The organism is Nocardioides alkalitolerans, from assembly GCA_038184435.1.
Classification (GTDB): domain Bacteria; phylum Actinomycetota; class Actinomycetes; order Propionibacteriales; family Nocardioidaceae; genus Nocardioides; species Nocardioides alkalitolerans_A.
This window is the reverse complement of sequence record CP116227.1, coordinates 288111-311752: the sequence shown is the minus strand read 5'-3', so window position 1 is coordinate 311752 and position 23642 is coordinate 288111. Positions and strand designations below refer to the sequence as shown.

The following is a 23642-nucleotide window of genomic DNA, read 5'->3' as shown; positions in this document are numbered from 1 at the left end:
CGGACTCAGCCCCCGGCCGGACCCGCGGCCATCTCGACCTCGAGCAGCGAGGTCTGGCGCCGCTCGGCGTCCCAGGCGGCGCGTCCGCCGCGCACGCCGAAGAGCCGCTTGGTCCACACGAGGTAGGCCACGAGGAAGAGGTTGACGAGGAACGTGGCGAGCAGCAGCAGGCTGAGGTGGTCGAGGAGGCCGGCGACCTCGAGGGGAAGGAAGACGGCGGTGGCGGCCGCGGCGACGTACTCGCCCCAGCGGCGCATCCCCCACAGCCCGACGCCCTCGAGCAGCAGCAGGAGCCCGTAGGCGGCGATGCCGACGGTGATCCACACCAGCCGCTGGTGGGAGACCTCGAAGAGCTCCAGCACGATGCGTGCGACCCCCTGCTTCGGGTCGATGCCGAGCTCGTCGACCAGCGGCTTGAAGCTCGGCAGGTCCCGCTCGACGTAGCTGCGGAAGACGTCCCGCCGCTCGTCGAAGTAGACGAGCACGCCCGCGAGCAGCAGCAGCAACGCGCCCCGCACGAAGCGGTCGACGGCGAGGAGCCGCAGGATCCAGGCGTCGCGCAGCAGGCGCCCGCGCAGCACGACCGGCGCCCGCTCGGCGGGTCCGCGGCCGCGCGGCTCGCCGGAGACGAAGGCACCGCAGCGCAGGCAGCGCCAGGCCGGGCCCGCCACGGTCGCGACCTCGAGCCGCCGGGCGAGCGCGGGCTCGTCGGGGGCGTACGTCACGTGCCCGCGCCACCCGCAGCTGCGGACCTCCCGGTCGGCGTGCGGCCACGGCCGCCACCACCGACGGCGACCGTGCGACGGCTCCTGCCCCTCCATCAGCCCGGCAGGGCGGGCAGCTTCTTCTGCGCCAGCCACGGGCGCAGCAATCCCGCCACGTCGGCGCCCGTGCGCTCCCCGGCGAAGGCGAGGAAGTCCTCGGTCGTGACGGAGCCGCCGGCGTGCGCGGAGGTCCAGCCCCGCAGCAGGTCGAAGAACGCCTCGTCACCCACCTCGGTGCGCAGCGCGTGCAGCGTGAGGGCCCCGCGCTTGTAGACCCGGTCGTCGAACATGAGCTCCGGACCCGGGTCGATGAGCGCCAGGTCCTGGTCGGCCTCCGCGAGCCTCGCGTGGTGGTGCTCGGCCCACCACCGGGCGGACTCGCGGCCCGACTCCTCCGACCACAGCCACTCGCTGTAGCAGGCGAAGCCCTCGTGGAGCCAGATGTCGCGCCAGTGGCGCAGCGTGACGACGTTGCCGAACCACTGGTGGGCCAGCTCGTGGGCCACGAGCCGCACCTGCTCCCACTCCTCGGAGACGAAGTTCTTGCCGAAGGTCGACAGGCTCTGGCTCTCGAGCGGGATCTCCAGGTCGTCGCCCGTCACGACGGCGGCGTAGGAGCCGAACGGGTACGGCCCGAACCAGCCCTCGAACGCGCGCAGCATGTCGGCCTGGCGGCCGAAGCCCGCGTCGTACGCGTCGGTGCGGTGGCGGCCCGTGCCCTGTGGCACCGCGGAGAAGAGGGGCACGGGGCCCGCGTGCTCGACGATGTCGTAGCGCCCGATCTGCACGGTGGCGAGGTACGTCGCCATGGGCACGTCCATGACGTAGGTCCACGACTCGCTGGACCCGCGCCGGCGGCGCTCGTCGAGCAGGCCGTTGGAGACGACGGTGTAGCCGACGTCGGTGGTGACCGTGATGCGGTAGGTCGCCTTGTCGTCGGGCCGGTCGTTGCAGGGGAACCACGTGGGCGCACCGTGCGGCTGCCCCGCGACGATCACGCCGTCGGAGAGCTCCTCCCAGCCGGCGTCGCCGTGGTGCTTCTCGACGACGGGACGCGGGTGCCCGCCGTACTTGACCACGAGCGCCAGGCGCGCGCCGACCGCTGCCTTCTCGCGCAGCCGCACGACGAGGCGGTGACGCCGCTTCTCGAACTTGGCGGGGGCCTTGCCGCCCACCGTCACCTTCGCGACGTCGAGGTGGGCGAGGTCGAGCACGAGGCGGTCGGTGCGCTCGAGCACCTCCACGTCGATGCGGGCCTCCCCCGCCAGGCGGTTGCCCACCACCTTGTAGGAGAGGTCGAGCTCGTAGGAGCGCGCCGACCACGACCGGTCGCCGTGGCCCGGGAGGTAGTCGTCGGCGGTGGGGAGCTGGCTCACGAGCCGCTCACCGGGGCCCACGGGCCGATGGGGTTGCCGATCCAGGCTGTCTTGTCGGGGACGGACTCACCGCGCATGACCAGGGACACCGGGCCCACCGTAGCGTGCCGTCCGAGCTCGGCCGCCGGGAGGATGACGCTGTTGGGGCCGAGGGTCGCCCCCCGGCGCAGGCGCACCTGGTCGAGCTGCAGCACGCGGTCGTGGAAGAGGTGGGTCTGCACCACCGTGCCCGCGTTGACCGTGGCGCCGTCGTCGAGGTGCACCAGGTCGGCCTCCGGCAGCCAGTGGGTGTCCACCCACACCCCGCGCCCGATCCGGGCGCCCATCGAGCGGAACCAGAGGTTGAGCAGCGGCGTGCCCGTGACGGTGCGGGCGAACCACGGCACGGCGAGCGTCTCGACGAACGAGTCGGCGAGCTCGTTGCGCCACACGAACGAGCTCCACAGCGGGTGCTGGCCCGGGCCCATGCGTCCCACGAGCAGCCACTTGGCGGCGGTCGCGATGCCTGCGGCGAGGAGACCCGCGACGGCCAGGAGGGGGCCGGCGAGCACGACGGCGAGGACCGCACCGAGCGCGGGCGCGCCGGTGTCGAGCAGCGCGGCCAGGGCGACGACCACGGTCACCGCCAGCATCGTGCTCAGCACGACCGGCACGACCCGGCAGAGCTCGACGAGCCCCCGGAAGACGAGCAGGCGGCGGGGCGGGGCGTAGGTGCGGGTGCTGTCGCCCTCCTCCGACGTGCGGCGCAACGGGGCGGGCGGGCTGCCGAGCCACGACTCCCCCGAGCGGGCCGTCTTGCGCTGCGGGGCCGCGGACAGCACGGCGACCAGGGAGGCCTTCGGGACCTTGCGGCCCGGGGCGGCCATGCCGGAGTTGCCGACGAAGGCGCGCTTGCCGATCTTGACGCGCTCGGCCCGCAACCACCCACCGCCGAGCTCGTAGCCGCCGATGAGGGTGTCGTCGGCCAGGAACGAGTGGTCGTTGACCTGCGTCAGCGACGGGATCATCAGCACCGTCGAGGCCTCGACCCCGGTGCCGATCCGGGCGCCCAGCGCGCGCAGCCAGGAGGGGGTGAGGGACGACGCGTAGAGCCCGTAGAGCCAGGTGCGCGCCTCGTCGAGCACGCGCATCGTCGTCCACACGGCGAGCGCCGGCCCGCTCCGCACCGGGTGCACCCCGGCGCGCACCCCGAGCCCGCACAGCCGCACGACCAGCCAGACGAGCAGCGCGAGCACGAGGAGCGCCAGCACGACCGCCGGCGGGGTCCGCACGAGCAGGTGGGCCAGGAGCGCGCCGTACCCGTCGACGTCGCCGAGCCCCGGCAGCGCCACGAGGAGGCCGACGCCGATCGCGGCCGCCGGCAGGAGGCCGACGACGACGGCGGCGAGGGCGTACGCCGCGACCCACGCCCGGCTGCGCTGCGGCCGGTCCTGCCACGGGCCGCGGGCGTCCTTGCGGCGGCGCCGCGCCGGCGACCCCGCCCAGAACTCGCCGGCCGGGACGGTGCCGAAGACCGCGGAGCCGGGCGCGACCTCCGCGCCCGCGCCCACCTGCGACCCCGGGCACAGCGTGCTGCGGGCACCGATCCGGGCCCGCGCCCCCACCTCGACCGGGCCGAGCCGCACGACGTCGCCGTCGATCCAGTAGCCGGAGAGGTCGACCTCGGGCTCGACGGAGCAGCCCTTGCCGAGCGTCAGCATGCCCGTCACGCCCGGCAGGGAGTGGAGGTCGACGTCGCGGCCGATGCGGGCGCCGAGGAGGCGGGCGTACCACGTCATCAGCGGCGCACCCGCCAGGGCGGTCGCGCCGATCTCGTCCGCCAGGCGGTCGGCGAGCCAGAGCCGCAGGTGCACCTTGCCGCCCCGCGGGTGCTCCCCCGGCTCGATGCCCGCGAGGAGCAGACGGGCCTGGGCGGCGGCCAGCAGGATCCGGCCCGGCGGGGTGAGCAGCCCGAGCCACAGGAGCACGAGCACCCACCACGGGGCCGACGGCAGCCAGTCCAGGCCCGCCACCGCACCGGCCGCGGTCGTGGCGATCAGGGTCCACGCGACCCACCGCAGACCGCCCACGGCCCGCACCCCGAGGGTGCCGACGACCTGCCCGGCCTGGCTCTTCACAGGGATGGGCCGCACCGGGCGGTCCCGCTCGGCGGGCTGCGGCGCGGCGAGGCCGTCGAGGTACGCCGCGAGCGCGCCCACGCTGGGCCGCTCGTAGATGTCGCCCACGGCGACCTCGGGGAACCGGGTCCGGAGCCGCGAGACCATCTGCGCCGCGGTGAGGCTCCCGCCGCCGAGGTCGAAAAAGTCCGCGTCGCGGCCGGAGACGTCGGCGCCGAGCACCTCCAGCCACAGCTCCGCGATCCAGGACTCGGTGTCGCTGAGGTCGCCGGCGCTCGCACCGCCGGCGTCACCGGCGCCCGGCAGCGGCCACGGCAGGGCGTCGCGGTCGACCTTGCCCGAGGTGCGGGTCGGCATCGTGTCCACGACCGCCAGGCGCGGCACCAGCGCCGCCGGGAGCGAGGAGCGCAACCGGTCGAGGGCGGCGGCGGGGTCGAAGTCGGGGTCCACCGCGACGTACCCCACCAGCAGCTGGTTGCCCGCCGCCGTCCGACGCACGGCCGCCGCGGCGCCCTGCACCCCGGGCAGGGCGAGGAGGGCGGAGTCGACCTCGCCCAGCTCGATCCGGCGCCCGCCCAGCTTGACCTGGTCGTCGGCGCGGCCGGCGAAGAGCAGGCCCGCGCGGTCGTTGACCACGATGTCGCCCGAGCGGTAGGCCCGCTCCCAGCCCAGGGTGGGCATCGGGGCGTACTTCTCGGCGTCCTTCTCCGGGTCGAGGTAGCGGGCGAGACCGACCCCGCCGATGATCAGCTCGCCCGGCTCGCCCTCGGCGACCGGCACCCCGGTGGCCGGGTCGACCACCGCCAGGTCCCAGCCGTCGAGCGGCAGGCCGATGCGCACCGGCGGCTCCCCCGTCAGCTCGCAGCCGCAGGCCACCACCGTCGCCTCGGTCGGCCCGTACGTGTTCCACACCTCGCGGCCCGGTCGGGCCAGGCGCGCGGCCAGCTCGGGCGGGCAGGCCTCCCCGCCCATGATGAGCAGCCGCACGCGCTCCAGCGCCTCGGCGGGCCAGAGCGCGACGAGCGTCGGGACCGTCGACACGACGGTGACCCGGTTGGCGACGAGCCACGGCCCGACGTCGATCCCCGAGCGCACGAGGGCCCGCGGCGCGGGGACCAGGCACGCGCCGTACCGCCACGCCAGCCAGATCTCCTCGCAGCTCGCGTCGAAGGCCACCGACAGCCCGGCCATGACGCGGTCGCCGACACCCAGGGGCTCCGCCTGCAGGAACATCCGGGACTCGGCGTCCACGAAGGCCGCCGCGTTGCGGTGGGTGACCGCGACGCCCTTCGGCTTGCCGGTCGACCCCGACGTGAAGATCACCCAGGCGTCGTCGTCGGGCGTCGGCTCCTCCAGCGCGCGGGGCGCCCCCGGCCGGCGGACGTCGACGACCAGGTCGTCCCCCACCACCGCGGCGACGTCGGCCTCGCCGAAGACGAGGGTCGCCCGCTCCTCGGGGTCGTCGGCGTCGACGGGCACGTAGGCCGCACCGGCCAGCAGGACGCCCAGGATCGCGACGTACAGGTCCGTCGTGCCCGACGTGACCCGCACGCCGACCTTGCTGCCGGGACCGACCCCGTGCCCCGCGAGCTCGGCGGCGAGGCCGGTCGCGGCCTCCTCGAGCTCGGCGTAGGTGAGGACGCCGTCGCTCGCGTCGACCGCCGGCTCGTCGGCGGCCTGGGCGACGGTCGCGCGGACGACGTCGACGAGGGTGCGCTCCGGTGGGGCGAGGTGGGCGCGGCGCAGCGGGTCGAGCAGGTCGGTCACCGGCGCATGATCGAGCATCGAGGTGAACGGGAGGGGACGCCGGCCCCCTCCCGCCACCACGCGTGCGTCACACGATCGTGGAGGCGCGCCCGTCCCAGTACGGCGAGCGCAGGTCCCGCTTGAGGATCTTGCCCGTCGGGTTGCGCGGGAGGGCGGGCAGCACGTCGACCGAGCGCGGGCACTTGAAGCCGGCGAGGCGCTCGCGGCAGAACGCGATGATCTCCTCCTCGGTCGCGCTCGTGTCGGGCTTGAGGGCCACGACCGCCTTCACCGTCTCGCCCCAGCGGTCGTCGGGCACGCCGATGACGGCGCACTCGAGCACCGCCGGGTGCTCGGCCAGCACGCGCTCCACCTCGGGGCTGTAGATGTTCTCGCCGCCCGAGATGATCATGTCCTTGATGCGGTCGTGCACGAAGAGGAAGCCGCCCTCGTCGAAGCGGCCCACGTCGCCGGTCCGGAACCAGCCGTCGGCGGTGAGCACCTTCGCGGTCTCCTCGGGCTTGTTGAGGTAACCCTTCATGACCTGGGGACCCCGCAGCCAGATCTCGCCGCTCTCCCCCGTCGGGACGTCGGCGCCGGTCGGGTCGACGACCCGCACCTCCATCTCCGGCAGCGCCACGCCGGCCGACACGAGGCGCTCCGGGTGCGCGGTGTCGCGGTGGTGGTCGGGCATGAGGTGGGTCGCGACGCCGGCCACCTCGGTCAGCCCGTAGACCTGGATGAAGTCGGTCGCCGGCCAGGCCTCCATCGCCGCCCGCAGCAGCGGCGGCGGCATGGGGGCCGCACCGTAGGTGTAGGACGTCAGCGCGCCGAACAGCTTGACTGCGTCGGGGCCGGACTGCAGCACCAGGGCGAGCACGGCGGGCACGAGGAACGTCTTGTTGGCGCCCCCGAGGATGGCGCCGGCCAGCGAGGCGCCGTCGGGCTCGCGCGTCATGATCGACGGGATGCCGTCGTGGATGCCGAAGAGCACGTACGACGAGCCGCCCACGTGGAACAGCGGCATCGCCACGAGCGAGACGTCGCCCGGCTCGAACTCCCAGCCGTCGTGCGCGTTGACCGTGTGGCTGACCATGTTGCGGTGCGTCAGCATGACGCCCTTGGGCCGGCCCGTGGTGCCGGAGGAGTACATGACGAGGCAGGTGTCGTCGGGCTCGACGTCCGCCGTCCGGCCGCGGGGCTCGCTCGCGGCCAGCCAGGCCTCGTACTCGTCGGGGTCGCCGTCCTCCGTGGTGCCGTCGGGGGTGACCACCACGATGCGCTCCACGGTGGTCAGCCGGTCGCGGATGGCGTCGATGGTGGGCATCAGCTCGGCGCCGACCACGAGGATCCGCGCGCCCGAGTCGTTGACGGCGTAGTCGACCTCGTCGCCCGCGCTGCGCCAGTTGACGATGGCGTTGGCCGCCCCCAGCGAGCCCGCCGCCAGCGACAGCTCGACGCAGGCGGGGTGGTTCTTGTCGAGGAACGAGACCACGTCCCCGCGACCGATGCCCGCCGCGGCGAGGGCACCCGCGAGGCGCCGCACCCGCTCCTCCCACTGCGCCCACGTCCAGGTGCGCTGGCGGTAGGTCATCGCCGGCGCGTCCGGCGTCTGCTGCGCCCACCAGGCGAGGCGGTCGTCGACGAAGGTCGGGGCAGGAGCGGCGGACGCGCTCATCGGGGTGTCGGTCTCGGGCGTGGAGATGGCGTTCAACGCGGCGGTCCCTCCCAGGATCGGGGCCGCCGCCGTCGACGGCCCTCACCGCATTGTGACCGCTCTCACACCGGGACCACAAGTGGAGTTATGGAAGGGCCGACACTTTCCCCGGTCAGCCGGGGAACACGCCACTTAGACCATCAAATTTGGTGGTCTAAGTGGTTGGTTCCCCGGCTAGCCGGGGAACCGACCACGGGCGCCCGAGCCTCAGCCGGCGAGCGCCGGGAACCAGAGGGCGATCTCGCGGGCGGCGGACTCGGGGCTGTCCGAGCCGTGCACGAGGTTCTCGCGGTTCGACAGCGACAGGTCGCCGCGGATCGTGCCGGGCGCGGCCTTGCGCCCGTCGGTCGCGCCGTTGAGCGCGCGGACGACCTCGATCGCCTCGTCGCCCTCGAGCACGGCGGCGACGAGCGGGCCGCTGGTCACGAAGGTGCGCAGCGGCGGGTAGAAGTCCCGCTCGACGTGCTCGGCGTAGTGGGCGTCGGCCTGCTCGGCGTCGATCGTGCGGAGCTCGAGGGCGACGAGGGCGAGGCCCTTGGCCTCGAAGCGGGACAGGATCTCGCCCACCAGGCCACGTCGCACGGCGTCGGGCTTGAGGAGGACCAGGGTGCGCTGGGTCATGCGCCGAACCCTACTGACCCGGCCGTGGCGACCAACGACCGCACGTCCGGCGGCACCTCGTCGTGGGAGTCCTCTGCCGGCACCGGGGCGCCGAGCACGCGCCGTACGGGCACGTGGCCTCCCCACACCCCGGCCGTCACGTCGGCCTCGTCGTCGACCGGGCCGCCGGTGCGGGCCTTCATCGAGGCCTCGGCGAGGGGGACGGCGAGCACGACCGTCGCGGCGAGCTCCTTGCGGGTCGGTGGACGCAGGGTCGCGGCGCGGCCCGGCACCATCTGGTCGACGACGCGGTCGAGCGCCCGGGCGCGCTCGTCCGGGTCCTCGACCTCCCGGACGGCTCCGATGACGACGGCCGAGCGGTAGTTCATCGAGTGGTGGAAACCGGACCGCGCCGTCACCAGGCCGTCGAGCTCGGTGAACGAGACGCACACCGTCGCTCCGCGCACCGACCGCAGCCACCCGGCGGCCACCGAGCCGTGCAGGTAGAGCGAGCCCCCGTCGTCCGGCCCGTCGAGGTCGACGCCGAACGCGGTGGGCAGGACGACCGGGTGGTCGCCCACGACGATCCCGAGGTGCGCGACCAGCGCGTCCGCGAGCAGGGCGTGGAGGGCCTCGCGCTCGGTGACGAGGCGGTTGCGGCCGCGGGTGACGGTGGTGCGCGGGGTCGGGGACAGCGAGCTCATGCCCCCAGGATCCCGTCTGATTGGCCTAGGATCACGAGCCAATCCACCCACATCTCGACAGGCCACTTCATGCTTCCGCTCGTCCTCGACCGCACCGCCGGGGCGCCGCTCGGCCAGCAGCTCGCCCGCCAGGTGCGCCGCCGCATCACCGACGGCACGCTCGCCGACGGCGACCGCCTGCCGAGCAGCCGCGCGCTGGCGGCCGAGCTCGGCGTCGCCCGCACGGTGGTCGAGCAGGCCTACGCCCAGCTCGTCGCCGAGGGCTGGCTCGCGGGGCGGCGCGGCGCGGGCACCTACGTCGCGGCCGCGGCCCACCCCGTCGGCACCCGCACCCGGACGTCCCGGTCGGAGCCGGACGCGGGGCGGCTCGTGCGCCTCGACGCGGGCACGCCGTGGACCGACCCCCGGCAGGCTGCGCTCTGGCGCCGCGCGTGGCGGGAGGTGGGCACGGCCCGCCGGCCGGCGGGGTACGACGATCCCCGGGGCCTCCCGGAGCTCCGCGCAGCGCTGGCCGGGCGCCTGGCCCGGGAGCGGGGGCTCGACGTCGACCCCGACGACGTGCGCCTCACGAGCGGCACCGCGGACGGCCTGCGCCACCTGCTCGCCGTGCTGCGGCCGGGCGCCGTGCTCATGGACGACCCCGGCTACCGGGCGGCCGCCGCCACGGTCCGCGCCGCCGGACGCGCGGTCGTCGACCACCCCGCCCTCGCGCCGGTGCGGGATCTCGCGGGCTGTGCCGCGGCGTACACCACGCCCGCCCACCAGCACCCGCTGGGACCCCCGATGGGCGGCGCCGAGCGGCTCGAGCTGCTCGCGACGGCCCGCGCGGCGGACGCGGTCGTGGTGGAGGACGACTACGACTCGGAGTTCCGCTACGACGTCGCGCCGATCCCGGCGCTGGCGAGCCTCGACCGGGACCGCGTCGGCTACCTCGGCACGGCCAGCAAGACCGTCGCCCCCAGCCTGCGGCTCGGCTGGCTCGTCGCACCCCCGGCGCTCGTCGAGCCCCTCGACGACTTCCGCCGGGTCACCCACGACACGGCCGCCTGGCCGGTGCAGCGGGCCTTCCTGGCGCTGCTGCGCGACGGCTACGTCGACCGGGCGGTGCGCGGGGCGCGGCGCGTGTACGCCGAGCGGGCGGCCCGCGTCGCCGACGCGCTGCCGGGCGTCGGCCCGGTGGCGGGGATGTACGCCACGCTCGAGCTCCCGCCCGCCACGACCGCGGCCGCCCACGCGGCGCTCCGCCGGGCCGGCTTCGACCTCACCCTGCTCGCCGACCTCTGCCGCACCCACGTGCGCACGGGCATCGTCATCGGCTTCGGCGGGTGCACCGACGCCGAGCTCGACGCCGCGCTGGCGGCGGTGCGCTCAGTCCTCTGAGGGCGCGTCGGGAGCCCCCGGCGCCGCGGGGTGGGAGGCATCGTACGCCGCCCACGCGGCTCCGCGCTCCGCCTCGATCCGGCGACCCATGAGGTCGGCCGTGGCCCACAGCGCGGCGAAGATCGCGCCGAGGAAGAACATCGCCGGCACGAGGAACCCGAGCGCGAGCGCGGCAACCTGGAGGGCCCAGCCCACGCCGTACCCCCACTCCTTGCGGAGCAGCCCGGCCGTCAGCACGCAGGCCAGGCCGAGGCCGACGCCGATGCCGATCGCGACCCCCGGGGAGATGTCGGTGAACCGCACCAGCACGGGCGCCGTGAGGCCGAGGATGATGCCCTCGAGCACGAGCACGGCGGCCGCCATGCCGCGGCGGGGGGACTTGAACCGCTCGGGGTCGTCGGGCGCACCGGCAGGGATGACCCGCTGCTCCACCTCGGGACGCTCGCGACGGCTCATCGGTGACCTCCCAGCAGGACGCGGGCCTCGCCCACGGTGACGACGGAGCCGATGACGAGCACGGCGCCGGAGCCGATCGAGACGCCGAGCGCCTCCCCCGCCTCGGCGAGCGCCGCGGCCGCGTCGATGGCCTCGGACAGGTCGGCGGCGACCGACACCCGGTCCTCGCCGAAGATCCCGCGCGCCTGGCTCGCCAGCTCGGCGGCCGGCAGCGAGCGCGGGGTCGAGTTGCGGGTGCAGACGACGTGCGCCAGGTGCGGCTCGAGCACGGAGAGCACGCCCTCGACGTCCTTGTCGCCCATCACCGCGACCACCCCGATGACGGGCGAGAACGTGAAGGAGTCCTCGAGCGCGGCCATCGTCGCCTCGGCACCCGCCGGGTTGTGCGCCGCGTCGAGCAGGATCGTGGGGCTGCGCCGCACGATCTCGAGCCGACCCGGCGACGTGGTCTGGCCGAGCGCCGTGCGCACCAGCTCGTCGTCGAGCGGGGTGTCCCCGGTCAGCGCCTCCGCCGCGGCGAGCGCGACGGCGGCGTTCTGCGCCTGGTGGGCGCCGTAGAGCGGCAGGAAGAGCTCCGTGTACGTCGCGTGCAGCCCCCGCAGCGTGACCACCTGGCCGCCGACGGCCGGCGCCCGGGAGACCACGCCGAAGTCGACGCCCTCCGCCACCACGCGGGCGCCCACCTCGGCGGCGCGACGCAGGAGCACCTCGGCGGCGTCCGGCTCCTGCGCGGCGAGCACGACGGTCGAGCCCGGCTTGATGATCCCGGCCTTCTCCTCGGCGATCTGGCCGAGGGTGTCGCCCAGGTACTGCGCGTGGTCCATCGCCACCGGCGTCACGACGGCGACGTCGGCCTCGACGACGTTCGTCGCGTCCCACGAACCGCCCATGCCGACCTCGACGACGGCCACGTCGACCGGGGCGTCGGCGAACGCCGCGTAGGCCATCCCGACCACGGTCTCGAAGAACGACAGCGGGTGGGGCTGGTCGGCGTCCACGAGGTGGGTGAACGCGGCGACGTCGTTGAACGCCCGCACGAAGGCCTCGTCGTCGAGCTGCTCGCCGTCGATGCTGATCCGCTCGCTCATCTTCTCGACGTGCGGGCTCGTGAACCGACCCGTGCGCAGGTCGCGCGCCCGCAGGAGCGCGTCGACCATGCGGGCGGTGGACGTCTTCCCGTTGGTGCCCGTGAGGTGCACGACCCGGTAGGCCCGCTGCGGGTCGCCGAGCAGCTCGGTGAACGCCTGGATCCGGTCGAGGGACGGCTCGAGGCGCGTCTCGGGCCAGCGGGAGAGGAGCGCATCCTCCACCTCGGCGTAGGTCTGCGCGGCACGGGCCACCGGGGACGCGGTCGCGTCGGGGTCGAAGTCAGTCATCGCGCCCGCCAGTCTAGGGCGGCGGGCGGCCGGCGCCCGGATCGACGCCGCCCACCCTCCCCGGGCTGGGGAGGGTGGGCGGTCGGGTCCCAGGGGACGGGTCAGGCGTTGTCGCGGCTCGCGCCGTTGCCGCCCGCCTCGAGGCGACGGGAGATGGCGAGCGCGCGGTTGACGAGGTGGTCGAGCGACGCCAGGTCGTTCTCGTCGAGCTCGGTGGTCGCGCCGGTGACCTTCGCCGCGCCGTACGGGTTGCCGTCGGCGAACTTGACCGGGTCGGTGTAGCCGGGTGCCACCACGATGCCGCCGAAGTGGAAGAACGAGGTGTAGAGGTTGAGGAGCGTCGACTCCTGGCCGCCGTGGTGCGTCTGGCTGGCGGTGAACCCGGCGTAGACCTTGTCGGCCAGCTTGCCCTGGGCCCACAGCGGGCCGAGCGTGTCGATGAAGGCCTGCAGCTGGCTGGTCACGTGGCCGTAGCGGGTCGGCGAGCCGAAGAGCGCGACGTCGGCCCAGTCGAGGTCGTCGGGCGTGGCGACCGGCTCGTCGGCGACGTCGGCGCGGTGCTGCTTCCACGCGTCCTGGCTGTCGATCGCCTCCTGCGGGGCGATCTCCGCGACGTGGCGCAGGCGCACCTCGACGTCGCCGGCGGCCTCCGCGGTCGCGGCGAGGCGACGCGCCATGGCGTCGACCGTGCCGGTGGACGAGTAGTAGATGATCGCGAGCTTCGTCATGGGGAGGATGCCTCCTGGGTCGTCGGGGGTCGTCGAACGGGTGACCCCGACGGTAGCCACGCGCTCCACACGCGGACCCCGCACGCGGGGCGGCGGCGCGACACGCGACGCGAGCAGGGCAGACGCGGGTGCAACGACGTGTGACGGCTTTCGTAACATTCCCCCATGACCGAGACCCCCACCGCCGAGCAGTCCCCGGAGACGTCGGAGACGACGGCGCTCCGCGTACCGGACAAGCCGGCCCTCGAGGGGCTGGAGGCCAAGTGGTCGCAGGCGTGGAAGGAGCAGGACACCTACGCCTTCGACCGCACGCAGCCGCGCGAGAACGTCTACTCGATCGACACGCCGCCGCCGACCGTGTCGGGCTCGCTGCACGTCGGCCACGTCTTCTCCTACACGCACACCGACGTCGTCGCCCGCTACCAGCGGATGCAGGGCAAGTCGGTGTTCTACCCGATGGGCTGGGACGACAACGGCCTGCCCACCGAGCGCCGGGTGCAGAACTACTTCGGCGTGCGCTGCGACCCGTCGCTGCCCTACGACCCCGACTTCACGCCGCCGGAGAAGCCGGACCCGAAGAAGCAGGTGCCGATCAGCCGGCCCAACTTCATCGAGCTCTGCGCGACGCTGGTGGAGGAGGACGAGAAGGTCTTCGAGTCGCTGTGGCGCACGCTCGGCCTCTCCGTCGACTGGTCGCAGCAGTACACGACGATCGGCACCGGCGCGCAGACCGTCAGCCAGCGCGCGTTCCTCCGCAACCTCGCCCGCGGCGAGGCATACCTGCAGGAGGCGCCCACGCTCTGGGACGTCACGTTCCAGACCGCGGTCGCGCAGGCCGAGCTGGAGGCGCGGGAGTACCCCGGCGCCTACCACCGCGTCGCCTACCGCCGGCCCTCGACGGACGGGACGCCCGGCGAGGCCGTCTACGTCGAGACGACCCGCCCCGAGCTCATCGTCAGCGCCGTCGCGCTCATCGCGCACCCCGACGACGCGCGGTACCAGCACCTCTTCGGCACCACCGTCACCTCGCCCGTCTTCGGTGTCGAGATCCCCGTGCTCCCCCACCCCGCGGCCGAGCCCGACAAGGGCGCCGGCATCGCGATGTGCTGCACGTTCGGCGACCTCACCGACGTGCAGTGGTGGCGCGAGCTCCAGCTCCCCGTCCGCACCGTGATCGGCCGCGACGGCCGCTTCGTGCGGGAGACGCCCGAGTGGCTCCCCACCGACGAGGCCCGGGCGACGTACGACGAGCTCGCCGGCAAGACCGTCCACTCGGCGCGCGAGGCGACCGTGGCGAAGCTGCGCGAGACCGGCGACCTCGACGGCGAGCCCAAGCCCACCCAGCGCATGGCGAACTTCTACGAGAAGGGCGACAAGCCGCTCGAGATCGTCGCGACGCGGCAGTGGTACATCCGCAACGGCGGCCGCGACGCGGGCCTGCGCAAGGACCTCCTCGCCCGCTCCGAGCAGATCACCTGGGTCCCGGCCCACATGAAGCACCGCTACGACAACTGGGTCGGCGGCCTCAACGGCGACTGGCTCGTCTCGCGCCAGCGCTTCTTCGGCATCCCGTTCCCGGTCTGGTACGCCCTCGACGCCGACGGCGAGCCCGACTACGAGCACCCGATCGTGGCCAGCGAGGCGGAGCTGCCGGTCGACCCGTCGACCGACGCGCCGCGGGGCTACGACGAGGCGCAGCGCGGCGTGCCCGGCGGCTTCATCGGCGACCCCGACGTCATGGACACGTGGGCCACGTCGTCGCTCACCCCCCAGATCGCCGGTGGCTGGGAGTCCGACCCCGACCTCTTCGACCGGGTCTTCCCGATGGACCTGTGCACCCAGGGCCACGACATCATCCGCACCTGGCTCTTCAGCCGCGTCGTGCGGGCGCACTACGAGTCCGGCGTCGCGCCCTGGCACCACGCGCTGCTCTCGGGCTGGGTGCTCGACCCCGATCGCAAGAAGATGTCGAAGTCGAAGGGCAACGTCGTCGTCCCGACGGAGATCCTCGACAAGTACGGCGCGGACGCCGTCCGCTGGCGTGCCGCCATGGCGCGCCCGGGCCTCGACTCGGCGTTCGACGAGACGCAGATGAAGGTCGGGCGCCGCCTGGCGATGAAGGTGCTCAACGCGTCGAAGTTCGTGCTCGGCAGCGTCGGGGCCAGCGAGCTGAACCGCTTCGAGGTCTCCGAGGCCGTCGACTGCGCCATGCTCGGCCTCCTCCGCGAGACCGTCGACAAGGCGAGCGACGCGTTCGCGGCGTACGACTACACGACCGCCCTCGAGACCGTCGAGAAGACCTTCTGGGAGTTCTGCGACGACTACCTCGAGCTGGTCAAGGAGCGGGCGTACGGCGAGGGCACGGGCGCCGCGTCCGCGAAGGCGACCCTGGCGATCGCGCTGCACGTGCAGCTGCGGCTCCTCGCGCCGTTCCTGCCCTACGTGACCGAGGAGGTCTGGTCGTGGTGGCAGGAGGGCTCGATCCACCACGCCGCGTGGCCCGTGGAGGCCGACCTGGGCTCCGCCGCCGCGGCCTCGCCGCTCACGCTGCGGGCCGTCTCGCGGGCGCTCGCCGGCGTCCGCGGCGCGAAGTCGCAGGCCAAGGTGAAGATGCGCACGCCGGTCACCCGCGCCGAGGTCTCCGGCCCCGAGGCCGAGGTGCTGGCCGCCGAGGCCGCCGCCGCCGACCTGCGGGCCGCCGGTGCCATCACGGGCGACCTCGTCTTCACGCCGGCCGACGCCTCCGAGCTGACGGTCACCGCCGAGCTCGCCCCGGTCGAGGAGCAGCCCCCGGCCTGACCCCCTCCCGGGACGTCATGCGCGGCGGTGGCCCCGGCCGGCGCTCCGCATGACGTCCGGAGGGGGTGTCCACCCCGCGTACGACGAAGCCCCGGTCCCCCTCGTGGGGGCCGGGGCTTCGTCGGTCGGGGCCGAAGCCCCCGCGGGTCAGGCGGACTTCTTCTTCTTGGCCTCGGGCTCGCGCAGCACCAGCGTCGGCGGGACGTCGCCCGCGACCGACTCGCCCGTCACGACGACGGTGGCCACGTCGCCGCGGGAGGGCACGTCGTACATGGCGTGGAGCAGGGTCTCCTCGATGATCGCCCGGAGCCCGCGGGCACCGGTGCCCCGCTCGAGCGCCTTGTCGGCGATGCCGTCGACGGCCTCGTCGGTGAACTCGAGCTCGACGCCGTCGAGCTCGAAGAGCTTCTGGTACTGCTTCACGAGGGCGTTGCGCGGCTCGGTGAGGATCTGCACGAGCGCCTCCCGGTCGAGCTTGCGCACGCTCGCGATGAGGGGCAGACGACCGATGAACTCGGGGATGAGCCCGAACTTCGTCAGGTCCTCCGGGCGGACGCGGGACAGCAGGTCCTCCGCCTCCCGCTCCTCCTCGCCGCGCACCTCGGCGGTGAAGCCCAGCGACTTCTTGCCGACGCGCTGCTCGATGATGTGCTCGAGCCCGGCGAACGCGCCGCCCACGATGAACAGGATGTTCGTCGTGTCGATCTGGATGAACTCCTGGTGGGGGTGCTTGCGACCGCCCTGCGGCGGCACCGAGGCGGTCGTGCCCTCGAGGATCTTCAGCAGGGCCTGCTGCACGCCCTCGCCCGAGACGTCGCGCGTGATCGAGGGGTTCTCCGCCTTGCGGGCCACCTTGTCGATCTCGTCGATGTAGATGATCCCCGTCTCGGCCTTCTTGACGTCGTAGTCCGCCGCCTGGATCAGCTTGAGGAGGATGTTCTCGACGTCCTCGCCGACGTACCCCGCCTCGGTCAGCGCCGTGGCGTCCGCGATCGCGAACGGGACGTTGAGCATGCGGGCCAGCGTCTGCGCCAGGTAGGTCTTGCCGCAGCCGGTCGGGCCCACCACGAGGATGTTGGACTTGGCGACCTCGACCTGCTCGTCGCGGCTGTGGCGCCCGGAGGCGTTGGGGGTGGCCTGCACCCGCTTGTAGTGGTTGTAGACCGCCACCGCGAGCGACTTCTTCGCCTGCTCCTGGCCGATGACGTAGGAGTTGAGGAACTCGAATATCTCCCGCGGCTTGGGCAGCTCGTCGAGACCGACCTCGGTGCCCTCACCGAGCTCCTCCTCGATGATCTCGTTGCAGAGCTCGATGCACTCGGTGCAGATGTAGACGCCGGGACCGGCGATCAGCTTCTGCACCTGCTTCTGGCTCTTTCCGCAGAAGGAGCACTTGAGCAGGTCTCCTCCGTCACCGATGCGTGCCACGGGTGATCATCCTCCGGTCGTCCGACGCCCGAGGCGTCGGCAGTGGTGCGGTCGTGCGGTCTGCGTCAGGGCGACCCGCCGGCGGCGGGTGCTCGTTGCTGCGACGGTACCCCGTGTCGGGCCTCGATGAGGCCCGACACGGGGCACCGCTCCGGGCCGTCGGCCGGGATCGGCTCAGGCGAGGAGCGCGGTCTTGCGGGAGTCGAGCACGGCGTCGACCAGCCCGTACTCCACCGCCGCCTCCGCCGTGAGGATCTTGTCGCGCTCGATGTCGCGGCTGACCTCGTCGCGGTCCTTGCCCGAGTGCTCCGCGATCATCGTCTCGAGCAGCTCGCGCATCCGCAGGATCTCGTTGGCCTGGATCTCGATGTCCGAGGTCTGGCCGAACGTGCCCTCCGTGTAGGGCTGGTGGATGAGGATGCGGCTGTTGGGCAGCGCCATCCGCTTCCCGGGCGCGCCGGCCGCGAGCAGGATGGCCGCGGCGGAGGCCGCCTGGCCGAGGCACACGGTCTGCACGTCGGGCTTGATGAAGCGCATCGTGTCGTAGATCGCCGTCAGCGCGGTGAACGAGCCACCGGGGCTGTTGATGTAGATGCTGATGTCCTGGTCGGGGTTCATCGACTCGAGGCAGAGCAGCTGCGCCATCACGGCGTTGGCCACGTCGTCGGAGATCGGCGTGCCGAGGAAGATGATGCGGTCCTCGAAGAGCTTGCCGTAGGGGTCGATGCGGCGGAACCCGTAGGAGGTCCGCTCCTCCCACTGCGGGATGTAGTAGTTCATGTCGCGCCCTTCCCTCAGTCGTTCTGGTGGGCCGGGCGGCCCTGGTCGGCGGCCTCACGGGCGCTGGTGATCACGTTGTCCACCAGGCCGTAGTCCTTCGCCTCGGCGGCGGTGAACCAGCGGTCGCGGTCGGCGTCGTTGGTGACCTGCTCGATGCTCTGGCCGGTGTGCTCCGAGATGAGCTCGAGCAGCACCTTCTTGATGTGCAGCGACTGCTGCGCCTGGATCTTGATGTCGGAGGCGGAGCCACCCATGCCCGAGGAGGGCTGGTGCATCATGATCCGCGCGTGGGGCAGCGCGTAGCGCTTGCCCTTCGCGCCCGCGCAGAGCAGGAACTGGCCCATCGACGCGGCCAGGCCCATGCCGACCGTCGCGACGTCGTTGGGGATGTAGTTCATCGTGTCGTAGATCGCCATGCCGGCGTCGACCGATCCACCCGGCGAGTTGATGTGGAGGAAGATGTCCGCCTCCGGGTCCTCCGCCGAGAGGAGCAGCAGCTGGGCGCAGATCGCGTTGGCGTTCTGGTCGCGCACCTCCGAGCCGAGGAAGACGATCCGCTCGCGGAGCAGCCGGGAGTAGATGTGGTCGTCGAGCGGGTTGAATCCCGCGGCACCGTTCATCTGTGGGTTCGGGTTCACGGTCGCGACACTAGCCCGAACCGCGGACAGTTCCACGGCGATCCGGCCCCTGTTCGCCGACAGCGGATTCGGTTCGCCGAGAGCGATCGGGCGCCCCCGATCAGGACAGCCAGCGCAGCAGCCGCTCGGCCACCTCGGGGTGGTTGAGCAGCGCGAAGTGCCCCGCCCCGCCCACGTGCAGCGTCTCGGCCTCCACCTCCGCGAAGAGGTCGTCCCACGACCGGCCTCGCCGCCCGTAGGCGGAGGCCTCGCGCACCAGGAGGTCGCCCAGGACCGTGCCGACCGGGTGCCGCGGCGAGCGCGAGACCGTGCCCGACACGAGCCGGTACCGCGCGTGCGGCAGCGGCGGCACGTCGTGCCCCAGCCCCTCGACGAGGTCCCGCACGCCCACCGAGCGCTCGTCGAGGATCCGTCCGAAGGCGGCGCTCTCCTCGAGCACGCCCAGGAGCGAGCTCCCCCGCCCCACGAGCGCGGCGAGCGGGGCTCCCCGGTGCGGCGTGCCGAGGGTGACCACGTCGCTCACGCGCGCGGCCCACGGGCGCTCCCCCGCGCCGGCCCCTCCCGCGTCCGGGACCACGGCCGCCGCCGCACGCATCACCAGGCCGCCCATCGAGTGGCCCACGAGGGCGATCCGCTCGACGTCCGTCGGCCACGCCGTGACGAGCCGGTCGAGGAGCGAGGCGAGCGCGACGCCGTTGGGGCGCAGCCCGAGACCCGAGTTCATCCGCAGCACGACGGGGGTCCAGCCGGCGGCCTCGAGGTCCTCCGGGTAGGTCGACCCGCGCTCCGCACGTCCCAGCCGCCACACCTCGTCGCTCTCCCCGAGGCCGTGCAGCAGGACGACGACGCGCGGCGTCGCCCCCGGGTACGCCGCGGCGAGCCCCGCGCGGGTCACCGGAACGTCGCGGCCGTCGACCCGCGGCGCCATCCGGATCGCCAGGGCGCGCTGCTCGGTGTCCAGGCGGTCGCCGATGAGGCCGTTGACCGCCGCCCGCAGCTGCCGCCCCACGCCCCGCTCGTCGAGACCGGGTCCGGTGCCGCGCGCGGCCAGGGCGCCCGTCCCGCGGGCGGCCCCGCGCAGCGAGCCGCCGATCGCGCCGTACACGCCCGCGGCGACGAGGTCGTGCGCCCACAGCGGCCCGCCCCCGGCGCCCAGCGTCGTGGCGCGCACGAGCGCGCCGATGCGCGTGGCGACGGCGCGGTGGGTGTCGCGGACGCTGCGCACGACGAGCTCGTCGGTGACCTCGAGCAGCAGCGTCAACGCGTCGAGCAGGCCCGGATCGGCGACAGCGCGGTCCGGCTCCGTCGACGGGTCGGTCGACGGCTTGGTCGACTGCTCGCTCGGCGGCACGGGCGCGGGAATGGTCGTGGACACGTCTCCAGGGTCCGTCGCGGACCACCCGCGGTCAACACTCTGAGTGGACAAATGTTCACTCAACCGGGGTCGGCTCGATCACTCCGCGGACGTCCGGCCCTGTGGTTGGATCGAGCCATGCTGCGGGTGACGTTGCGGGGGGCCGGCCTGCCGACGGTGACGCTGGGGTCCGGCGAGACCCTGTTCTTCGGACGGTCGCCCGACCGCGCCGTACCGGAGGAGAGCCCCGAGAACGCGCTGCGCATCACCGCGATCGCGCTCCCCCGCTGCGCCCCCCACGTCTCCCGCGTGCTCGGGGAGCTCATCGTGGGCGAGGAAATCGCCCGCCTGCGGTGGCACGGGTCGGGCGAGACCCAGGTCTCCAGCCTCTTCGACGCGCCCGGCGGCGCGCGCCGCGTCACGGTCACCGAGGGCATGTCCCTGCTCCTCGACGAGGGCGAGAACCAGCTCGTGGTCATGCGGGGACGCCTCGCCGGGGACACTTACGACGACCTGTCGGTCAGCATCGAGGTCACCCCGAGCGGCAGCGGCCCCGTGGTCGCGATGCCCCGCCCGGACGCCGACGACGCCGACGACGGGGCCACCGCACCCGCGCCGATGCTGCCGCGGCACAGCCGGGAGTGGTTCGTCGCGCTCGCCCTCGCCGAGCCCTGGCTCTCCGGCACGGACGACTACCCCCGGCCCCCGTCGAACCGCGAGATCTACGAGCGGATCCTGCACTGGCACGGCTACGCCTGGAACCTCGAGCGGGCCCAGCGGGTCGACGACGCCATCCGCTCCATCTCGGCCCTGGCGTTCGGCCCCAAGGACGACCCGTTCCGGGCCGGCAGCGGGCGGGCGCAGAACGTGCGTTTCGCGATCGGACGGCGCACGGCGGAGATCCGGTTGGTCACGACGGACGACCTGGACGAGGCCGAACGGGCCGCCGCGCGGCGGAACGTTCCACCCCCGCGGGCCTAGGCCCTGCGGCCCCTCCTCCCTAGCCTCGGGCAGCAGCACGCGTGGCTCCGGCCGCGCCCCACCCGACGCAGAGGAGGAGCCATGAGCAGCAGCATGCAGGGCATGGACACCGAGTACGCCCGCTCGGTCGGCCAGAACATGGGCGAGCACGCCGGGCAGGTCGCCGGCGTCGTCTCCAGCATCAGCGCGATGATCAGCGGCCTCAAGTGGCAGGGACCGGACCGGTCGAGCTTCGAGAGCGACTGGACGGGCTCCTTCGCGCCCAGCGCCGCCGCGGCCTCCGAGTCCCTCTCCGACCAGGGCCGCGTGCTGTGCGTGCACGCCGACCGCCAGGACGAGGCCAGCTCCTGAGCCTCGCTCCACCCCGCAGCACCAGCACCACCCGCGAGCCGGCACGGTCCACCGTGCCGGCTCGTCGCACGTCGTCGACCTCGACGCGGCCGGCGGGGAGGAACCTTCCACCCGCCGCGGCCTTCCCCGGGGGTCCCGGACCGCCCTAGCGTCCGGGACGTGCCGAGGTGGAGACACCGGAGCAGCACCCACCAGCACCCACCAGCAGACACCGCCGGCGCAGACCGAGCGACGAGGCAGCAAGGGAGGCGACGACGATGGCTTTTCTCGGGGCGGACACCGACGAGCTCCGCGAGGCGCAGCAGAAGTGCCAGGAGGGCAAGGAGATCACCGATCAGGTGATCACGTTCGTGAAGGCGCTCATCGCGCTGCTCCGGGCGGCGTCCTTCTTCACCGGTGGCGCGAGCGCGGCGTACGCGACCTTCCTGGAGACCCAGGTGCTCCCGTGGCTGCAGAAGATCTCGATGGCGCTGGGCATGTTCGCCCAGGTGCTCGGCGCCAACGCCGAGGCGCAGGACCAGGTGAGCGCCGGCGAGACGGTCGACTTCAGCGCGCTGCCGACCTACACCAGCCCGCTGCAGACGGAGCAGTCGAAGGCGCCGCTGTCCTCTTGGAACGGCGGCTCCATCGCCCCGACGCAGCCGCTCACCCCGGGCACCCCGGGCACGACCACCACGACGACGTCGACCACCACGACGACGGCCGACGGGGTCACCATCCCCGGCACGACGACCACCACGACCTCCCCCATCGGCGCGTCCCCGTCGTCCGCGACGACGCCGGTCTACGCGACCCCCTCGCTCGGGAGCAGCACCGGCTCCTCCCTGTCCACCCCGGCGCCCACGTCCAGCGCCCGACCCGAGATCGGCGGCGCGCTGCCGACCGGCACGGGCTCCGGCTCCGGCGGCGGCACGGGCGGCGGCACGGGAGGCGGGACCGGCGGCGGGACCAGCGGCGGCGCCGCTCCCGCCCTGGGCAGCGGCTCGATCGACGGCGGCAGCGGCTCGATCCCGGCCGGCGCACCGGCGGCGGGCGTCTCCGGCATCACGACCGGCGGCACGACGCCGGGCGCCGACTCGCTCGGCAGCGCCGCTCTCAACCCGACCGGCGACTCGGTCTCCACGACCGGCGACAAGCCGTCGTACGGCGCGGCAGCCGGCCTCGCCGGCGGTGCGGCCGCCCTCGGTCTCGGTGGCGCGGCGCTGGCCGGTCGCGGCCAGGGCGGCGACGCGGCGATCGAGAAGCTGGCCGGCGAGAACGGTCGCGGCAGCCGCGGGGAGGACGTCCGCGAGCTGCAGCAGCGGCTGACCGCGGCGGGCTACGACACCCGCGGCAGCGACGGCGTGTGGGGCTCGAACACCCAGGCCGCCTACCAGGCGTGGCGTGCCGACCACCCGCTCGAGGTCGCGCACGGCACGGGGTTCACGTCGCCCACCGGCTACGACTACAACCAGATCCAGGGCGTCCGCGGCAACGGGAACGTCACGCCCGAGTTCCTCCGCGAGGTCGAGGGAGTCGCCGCCCGCGTCGGCGCCCAGCCGGAGCACCTGCTGGCGACGATGAGCTTCGAGACCGGCGGCCGCTTCAGCTCCGACGTGGTCAACCCCCGCAGCGGCGCGACCGGGCTCATCCAGTTCATGCCCGACACCGCGGCCGGGCTCGGCACCTCCACGGAGGCGCTGTCCCGCATGACGCCGACGGAGCAGCTGCAGTACGTCGAGCGCTACTTCGAGCCCCACCGCGGTCGCCTCGACTCGCTCGAGAACGTCTACACGAGCGTCCTGGGCGGCCGGCCGATGGAGCCCGAGACCACGATGTTCAACCAGGGCACGCAGGCCTACCACCAGAACCGCGAGCTCGACGTCAACGGCGACGGCCGCATCACCGCGGCCGAGGCCACCTCGCACGTCCGTTCCCGCATGGGCAACTGACCGCACGACCCGCACCGACCGCACAGCAGCCAGACCAGCACTGACCAGCAGCACCCCCAGCAGCACCCCCAGCACGACCATCCGCCGCACGGCACCAACCAACACGAAGGAGTACCGCCATGGCCATGAAGGGTATGGACATCGAGGGTGGCCGCCAGTCGGCCCAGCAGATCACGCAGGGCGCCGGCGAGCTCGAGCAGCTCACGGCCCGTCTCACCCAGTCGCTGGAGTCCTTCGAGTGGGTCGGCCCCGACGCCGAGCGCACCCGCACCTCGTGGAACTCGGAGTACCGCGCGATGCTCACCCAGGTCGTCGCCCAGCTCAACGACTTCTCCACGCTGATCAACAACCAGGCGCAGGAGCAGGAGCAGGTCTCGGCCTGACGCCCTCCAGCGTCCCGCACCGCGACGGGGGTC

19 protein-coding genes are annotated in these 23642 nt (G+C 73.7%); 6 read left to right on the top strand and 13 right to left on the bottom strand.

The annotated features are described in order from the left end of the window. Window positions 1-5: 5 nt before the first annotated feature. The 6 genes from PIR53_01520 to PIR53_01495 all read right to left on the bottom strand — a co-directional run bounded on the left by PIR53_01520 (window position 6) and on the right by PIR53_01495 (window position 9024). On the bottom strand, window positions 6-725 hold the full coding sequence (locus PIR53_01520) for a DUF2127 domain-containing protein (GenBank protein WZH52689.1): 720 nt from the start codon (window positions 723-725) through the stop codon (window positions 6-8). Between the two features lie 95 nt (window positions 726-820). After that, window positions 821-2140, bottom strand: coding sequence for a M1 family metallopeptidase (locus PIR53_01515; GenBank protein WZH52688.1), 1320 nt, complete (start codon window positions 2138-2140; stop codon window positions 821-823). Continuing rightward, window positions 2137-6024, bottom strand: a complete 3888-nt coding sequence (locus tag PIR53_01510) for an amino acid adenylation domain-containing protein (GenBank protein ID WZH52687.1) — start codon at window positions 6022-6024, stop codon at window positions 2137-2139. Before PIR53_01510 ends, PIR53_01515 begins: the two co-directional genes overlap by 4 nt. 67 nt (window positions 6025-6091) lie before the next feature. Next, window positions 6092-7717 (bottom strand): long-chain-fatty-acid--CoA ligase, encoded by a 1626-nt coding sequence (locus PIR53_01505; protein ID WZH52686.1) that lies wholly within the window; start codon window positions 7715-7717, stop codon window positions 6092-6094. Between the two features lie 210 nt (window positions 7718-7927). Further along, the gene (gene ndk, locus PIR53_01500; protein WZH52685.1) at window positions 7928-8341 is read right to left on the bottom strand and encodes a nucleoside-diphosphate kinase; all 414 of its coding nucleotides are present in this window, start codon (window positions 8339-8341) and stop codon (window positions 7928-7930) included. Further along, window positions 8338-9024 (bottom strand): pyridoxamine 5'-phosphate oxidase family protein, encoded by a 687-nt coding sequence (locus PIR53_01495; protein WZH52684.1) that lies wholly within the window; start codon window positions 9022-9024, stop codon window positions 8338-8340. The genes ndk and PIR53_01495 overlap by 4 nt, the downstream gene beginning before the upstream one ends. Before the next feature lie 69 nt (window positions 9025-9093). Between PIR53_01495 and PIR53_01490 the strand changes: the two genes are divergently transcribed. Then, window positions 9094-10404 (top strand): PLP-dependent aminotransferase family protein, encoded by a 1311-nt coding sequence (locus PIR53_01490; protein WZH52683.1) that lies wholly within the window; start codon window positions 9094-9096, stop codon window positions 10402-10404. On the opposite strand, the gene PIR53_01485 is transcribed toward PIR53_01490, so the two are convergent. From PIR53_01485 to wrbA, 3 genes are all read right to left on the bottom strand, one after another. After that, window positions 10393-10860 carry a DUF4233 domain-containing protein gene (locus PIR53_01485; GenBank protein ID WZH52682.1) on the bottom strand — a complete coding sequence of 156 codons (468 nt, stop codon included), beginning with the start codon at window positions 10858-10860 and terminating at the stop codon, window positions 10393-10395. The two genes, PIR53_01490 and PIR53_01485, sit on opposite strands and share 12 nt — an antisense overlap. Next, window positions 10857-12236 (bottom strand): bifunctional folylpolyglutamate synthase/dihydrofolate synthase, encoded by a 1380-nt coding sequence (locus tag PIR53_01480; protein ID WZH52681.1) that lies wholly within the window; start codon window positions 12234-12236, stop codon window positions 10857-10859. The genes PIR53_01485 and PIR53_01480 overlap by 4 nt, the downstream gene beginning before the upstream one ends. A gap of 101 nt (window positions 12237-12337) precedes the next feature. Further along, window positions 12338-12964 carry an NAD(P)H:quinone oxidoreductase gene (gene wrbA / locus PIR53_01475; GenBank protein ID WZH52680.1) on the bottom strand — a complete coding sequence of 209 codons (627 nt, stop codon included), beginning with the start codon at window positions 12962-12964 and terminating at the stop codon, window positions 12338-12340. Between the two features lie 165 nt (window positions 12965-13129). Here wrbA and valS point away from each other — a divergent pair, with 165 nt between their 5' ends. After that, a complete protein-coding gene (gene valS / locus PIR53_01470) occupies window positions 13130-15763 on the top strand; it encodes a valine--tRNA ligase (GenBank protein ID WZH52679.1) in 2634 nt (877 codons plus the stop codon). 147 nt (window positions 15764-15910) lie between these two features. Here the strand turns inward: valS and clpX are convergent, their stop codons facing one another. The 4 genes from clpX to PIR53_01450 form a co-directional block, all read right to left on the bottom strand. Further along, the gene (gene clpX / locus PIR53_01465) at window positions 15911-17191 is read right to left on the bottom strand and encodes an ATP-dependent Clp protease ATP-binding subunit ClpX (protein WZH52678.1); all 1281 of its coding nucleotides are present in this window, start codon (window positions 17189-17191) and stop codon (window positions 15911-15913) included. Window positions 17192-17365: 174 nt separating this feature from the next. Continuing rightward, complete coding sequence (locus tag PIR53_01460) at window positions 17366-17971, bottom strand: ATP-dependent Clp protease proteolytic subunit (GenBank protein WZH52677.1); 606 nt, start codon at window positions 17969-17971, stop codon at window positions 17366-17368. 14 nt (window positions 17972-17985) lie between these two features. Then, a complete protein-coding gene (locus tag PIR53_01455; GenBank protein ID WZH54381.1) occupies window positions 17986-18591 on the bottom strand; it encodes an ATP-dependent Clp protease proteolytic subunit in 606 nt (201 codons plus the stop codon). A 118-nt stretch (window positions 18592-18709) separates the two neighbouring features. Then, window positions 18710-19984 (bottom strand): hypothetical protein, encoded by a 1275-nt coding sequence (locus PIR53_01450; GenBank protein WZH52676.1) that lies wholly within the window; start codon window positions 19982-19984, stop codon window positions 18710-18712. 117 nt (window positions 19985-20101) lie between these two features. Between PIR53_01450 and PIR53_01445 the strand changes: the two genes are divergently transcribed. The 4 genes from PIR53_01445 to PIR53_01430 all read left to right on the top strand — a co-directional run bounded on the left by PIR53_01445 (window position 20102) and on the right by PIR53_01430 (window position 23609). Further along, window positions 20102-20944, top strand: a complete 843-nt coding sequence (locus tag PIR53_01445) for a hypothetical protein (protein ID WZH52675.1) — start codon at window positions 20102-20104, stop codon at window positions 20942-20944. An 81-nt stretch (window positions 20945-21025) separates the two neighbouring features. Next, entirely contained in the window at window positions 21026-21295 is a 270-nt protein-coding gene (locus tag PIR53_01440) for a hypothetical protein (protein WZH52674.1), read from the top strand. Window positions 21296-21552: 257 nt separating this feature from the next. After that, complete coding sequence (locus tag PIR53_01435) at window positions 21553-23226, top strand: peptidoglycan-binding domain-containing protein (GenBank protein ID WZH52673.1); 1674 nt, start codon at window positions 21553-21555, stop codon at window positions 23224-23226. A gap of 119 nt (window positions 23227-23345) precedes the next feature. Continuing rightward, complete coding sequence (locus tag PIR53_01430; GenBank protein WZH52672.1) at window positions 23346-23609, top strand: hypothetical protein; 264 nt, start codon at window positions 23346-23348, stop codon at window positions 23607-23609. The last annotated feature ends 33 nt before the right edge of the window (window positions 23610-23642 follow it).